This window comes from Sphingobacterium sp. GW821-FHT03E03, from assembly GCF_059420745.1.
The window spans coordinates 1-4,291 of the sequence record NZ_JBWKUH010000056.1; the positions used below are offsets into that span (position 1 = coordinate 1).

Below are 4,291 nucleotides of genomic sequence, written 5' to 3' on the forward strand. Positions count from 1 at the left end.
CTTTAGATTACAAAAATACTTTTTTGTCTAAATATTTGGAATTTAAAACAGTACCTTTTTTGTGCCTATATGTGATGTTTTAATAAGAGGTTGGTAAAAGCGCAAAGTAAGTTTAGAAAGTTGACTTTCTCCCAAATAGAAAAGTTCTGTGCGGGAAGGAGTGAAGATAAGGGAGAGAGCGGGTAAACTATTGCAGGATAATTATTTACTAGATATGCCCAAAAAAAGGCATCAATTATTCAATTGATGCCTTTTTGCTATGATTGCTGTATAGACTATGCAAATAATGACCAGGTCCCCCATGGAATACGAGCAAGCATTAAAATTAAACCGATGATGTAAAAAATCACAACAGTTTGATTTGCTTTTCTTGAATTTTCCATCTTTTTAGCTTTTGAGTAACCGATGGTAATCAATACAATGGCAATGATCATCGTTAAAGGGTGCTCAATGATTTTTAAACGTAATGTTGGATCTTTCATCACGCTGCCAGAGATCATCGATGGATACTTCAAAACGAAGTATAAGATCAATCCCACTAATAATTGAATATGCGATACGATAAAACCTAATAAGGCAATTTTACGGTTGTAAGGTTTGTTGCCTAAATAGTTCATTAAGGTGATCACAATAGATATCACCAGGGCTAGCAATAAGACAATTGCTATTGTCGAGTGTAAGTGTAACATAAAAGCTCTCTTTAATTGTTTCCTAAGTTAGCAAAGATAAAAATATAATGAATGTATTTGTTAAAAATCATTGTTCTAGCAGAAATACCTCTGCAATTGGGTTGAAAAGGTACATGCGTTTGCTGGTTAACTCCATACATTTATAGCGTTTTCGTATTTTCTCAATCCGCTGAAAAGACCGTCCATTCTTTAATTTAAAAAAATGTCCATCCTCCAATGCTTCTACTGTAAGTGCATTGCTTTTGACCTTGTCATAGGTCTTCAATGTACGAAAAAGATGAAGATCGGTACAGCTCGATGCCGCTGGATTTTCCATATAACTGTGTATCGCGCTATTGATATCGGTTGGGAAGATACTGAGTTTTAAAAAAGGATCCATCAACTCCTTAAAATGTTTCTTCCATTCAGTCCCATGTGGTTTTACGCGGTGTTGATGCTTATTCCAGGTCTGAAGATGTGCAAATTCGTGTATGGTCGTGATCAAAAAGGAATAAGGATTCAGATCATGATTGACTGAGATACGATGTGGACTACCCTTAAACGGTGCACGATAATCCCCCAGTTTGGTGCTTCTGGACCGGGAAATTTTAAATAAGCATGCTGTGTGATTTATCCAATTGGATATAATCGGAGCAGCTTCTTCGGGCATGTATTTTTTGAGCGTTGCACTGTAATCTTGCATGCTGTAAAAATAGTGATTTATTCATGCTCACATAATAATCAGAGGACATTATTTTGTCACTGGCAACCATTTTATTGTCAAAAGATCGTATTTGTCCGTTGGGAATCTGCGGAGTAATTCGCGGTGGTTGGTTCATCTTTGTACGATCAATATGATGGGTTTGAAGCGACATTTACAAATAAAAGCACTACAAATTGTTTATAAAAAAGGTGTTTTAACTATAATATTTAGTTTTTATTTGGAATTTTGATATTATTTTTAGTATTTAGTGCTGTTGAATAAAATTCAAGAAGACAGTGCTCAAAACCGGTGTAATATTTTTTTGAAACAAAATGCATTGAAATCGGTTGAGTTTTAGGTAAATTACCTACTAAAGAAAGGATTATAAAAGATACGATTTATCCGGATGAGGAACGGTTTTCCTCTCAACTGTAAAATAGACCTTCAAGAATATGCTAGATACCTTACATATTAAGAATTATGCCCTGATCAATGTATTGGAAATCCAATTTGATAGTGGCTTGAATATGATTACTGGGGAGACTGGAGCGGGTAAATCCATTATTATGGGAGCGCTTTCCCTGATTTTGGGCAACAGAGCAGAGGGGAAACATTTTTTTGATCCATCAAAAAAATGCGTGATCGAAGGAGAGTTTAACATTGGAGCTTATCAATTAAATAGCTTCTTTAAGCAGAATGATCTAGATTATGCGGATCATACGATTATCAGAAGGGAAATAACGCCAGATGGTAAATCCCGTGCTTTTGTCAATGATTCGCCAGTTACATTGGCGATACTAAAGCAATTGGGCGAGCAATTGATCGATGTACATTCGCAGCACGCGACTTTGCAAGTCAATACGGAGGAATTTCAGTTTCTAGTTGTTGATAGTGTTGCTGGTTCATTTGTATTGAAACAGAACTACAAAGAAAGCTATATGGCCTATAAAAAGGCAAAGCGAGAATTGGAGGAACTGAAAGAGACGGTAAAGAAAGCTGCAATAGAATTGGATTATTTTCAGTTTCAGTTTGATGAGCTGGATGGAGCGAAGCTGGTTGCTGAAGAACAAGGGGTACTCGAACAGCAGCAGCGTCAATTGGAAAATGCCGAGGATATCAAACGGGCGTTAAATGGAGCTTCGCATTTGTTGGAAAACGACGATACAGCGATATTGACCCAATTGAAAGATACAATGACACAAGTTGAGGGTATATCTTCTTTTTTGCCCGAAGCGTCTGATCTTTCTGTGCGATTGAAAAGTACCTTGATCGAGCTGAAAGATGTGGCTGCAGAATTGGCCTCACTTGAAGAAGATACGCAATTGGATGAAGGAACTTTATTGGAGATTAATGAACGATTGAGCTTGCTTTATTCATTACAGAAAAAGCATCATGTTGATTCTGTTGAGGAACTCATTCAGCTTAGAGATGATCTGGAGACAAAGCTAGTCGCCATCAATTCCTCCGATGAACAGTTGGAACGATTGGAAGCTGAGGTTATAGATAAGTTAGCTATTGCACTGCGGAATGCGAAGGAACTATCGGAGGCTCGCAAATTGGTGCTGGATAGGATTGCCAAGGACGTGCAAAATACTCTGTCGAATGTCGGTATGCCAAATGCGGTACTTCAGATTGTATTAGAGCCCTTAAAAGATGGTGAGATGCGTGAGTCTGGAATAGATACCATTCAGTTTCTATTTTCGGCCAATAAGGGGCAGGCATTGCAATATATTCATCGCGTAGCTTCAGGAGGGGAACTGTCCCGTGTGATGCTGGCGATAAAGTCGCTGGTTGCTAAAACTTCGGCTTTACCAACGATTGTTTTTGATGAGATCGATACTGGAATTTCGGGTGAGGTTGCGTTACGTGTGGGAGAGGTCATGGAAAATCTAGCCGAAAATATGCAGGTGATTGCTATTTCGCACTTGCCACAAATAGCCTCAAAAGGTGCGGCGCACTTTAAGGTATACAAAGAAGACAAAGCCAATCGTACGATATCGAATATTGTTCGTTTAGATCAATCCGGAAGGGTAAAAGAGATTGCACAGATGCTGAGTGGAGCAAAACCGACGGATGCTGCGGTGGAACATGCCGAGTTGTTGTTGAGGGGATAGCTTATTTTCGTAAGTATAATAAAGATTATAAAAATCCATAAAAAAGGACCGTTATTCTGAACGGTAAAAAATGGATGGACAGGGTCATAAAAATGACCTATGAATTGAATATATTTTCAGTTCTCCCTCATTTTTTTTGACACTTTAGTCAGCACATGTTTTAGGCATTAAAAATAAAGGTCGAGCTTTAAAAGCGCGACCTTATGGAACAAAAAATTGAAATTTATTGAGTTCAAATTTTGCAGGATGTTAAAGTTTAGTTTCTTGTTCTAGTACGTGTGCTGTCCGTTCGAGTACCTGTTCTGGTACGTCCAGTATTAGGCTCGAAAATTGTTCCTCCAATAAACGCTTTAGCAAATTCCGAACGTTCAGACTCAGGCAAATTTATGATTATTGTTCCCCTTACCATTTCCGGTTTGGTCTTGGATAATATTATAAAAATAATCAGATTACCATTTTTACTATAGATAAAGCTTCCTTCCACATTGTCATTTTTAACATAGTCTGTTATGATATTTGATTTTTCCTCCGTGTCATATACAACCCTATAATTATCCTTGGATATGTCCTCGATGCTTCTTACAGGGAATGTTGATAGGTCTATCCAGCTTAACTGCAAAAGTCCGTCGTAAGTTGTATAAGTCGTCGTTCTGGTTCTTGTTCCTGGAGTAGTTTGTACGCCCGTAGCGATGCTATAATCAATCTTGTGAAAACTTACATTGGGGGCCATTTCTATGCTTCTGTCAGCATACGTATCGAAATTAGCGCCAAAATAATCTTTAGCTAATTTTATATTTAAATCACTG

Annotated in this window: 4 protein-coding genes; 1 reads left to right on the plus strand and 3 read right to left on the minus strand. The window is 37.8% G+C overall.

The genetic code is table 11. The features are described from left to right. Positions 1 to 275: 275 nt before the first annotated feature. Positions 276 to 689 (minus strand): hypothetical protein, encoded by a 414-nt coding sequence (locus AC07UV_RS25525; protein WP_104385601.1) that lies wholly within the window; start codon positions 687 to 689, stop codon positions 276 to 278. A gap of 67 nt (positions 690 to 756) precedes the next feature. After that, a complete protein-coding gene (locus tag AC07UV_RS25530) occupies positions 757 to 1,371 on the minus strand; it encodes a SprT-like domain-containing protein (RefSeq protein ID WP_282253384.1) in 615 nt (204 codons plus the stop codon). A gap of 452 nt (positions 1,372 to 1,823) precedes the next feature. Between AC07UV_RS25530 and recN the strand changes: the two genes are divergently transcribed. After that, the gene (gene recN, locus AC07UV_RS25535; protein WP_495185825.1) at positions 1,824 to 3,485 is read left to right on the plus strand and encodes a DNA repair protein RecN; all 1,662 of its coding nucleotides are present in this window, start codon (positions 1,824 to 1,826) and stop codon (positions 3,483 to 3,485) included. A gap of 256 nt (positions 3,486 to 3,741) precedes the next feature. On the opposite strand, the gene AC07UV_RS25540 is transcribed toward recN, so the two are convergent. Further along, positions 3,742 to 4,291: hypothetical protein (locus tag AC07UV_RS25540; RefSeq protein ID WP_495185826.1), on the minus strand; the 550-nt coding region annotated here is incomplete at its 5' end.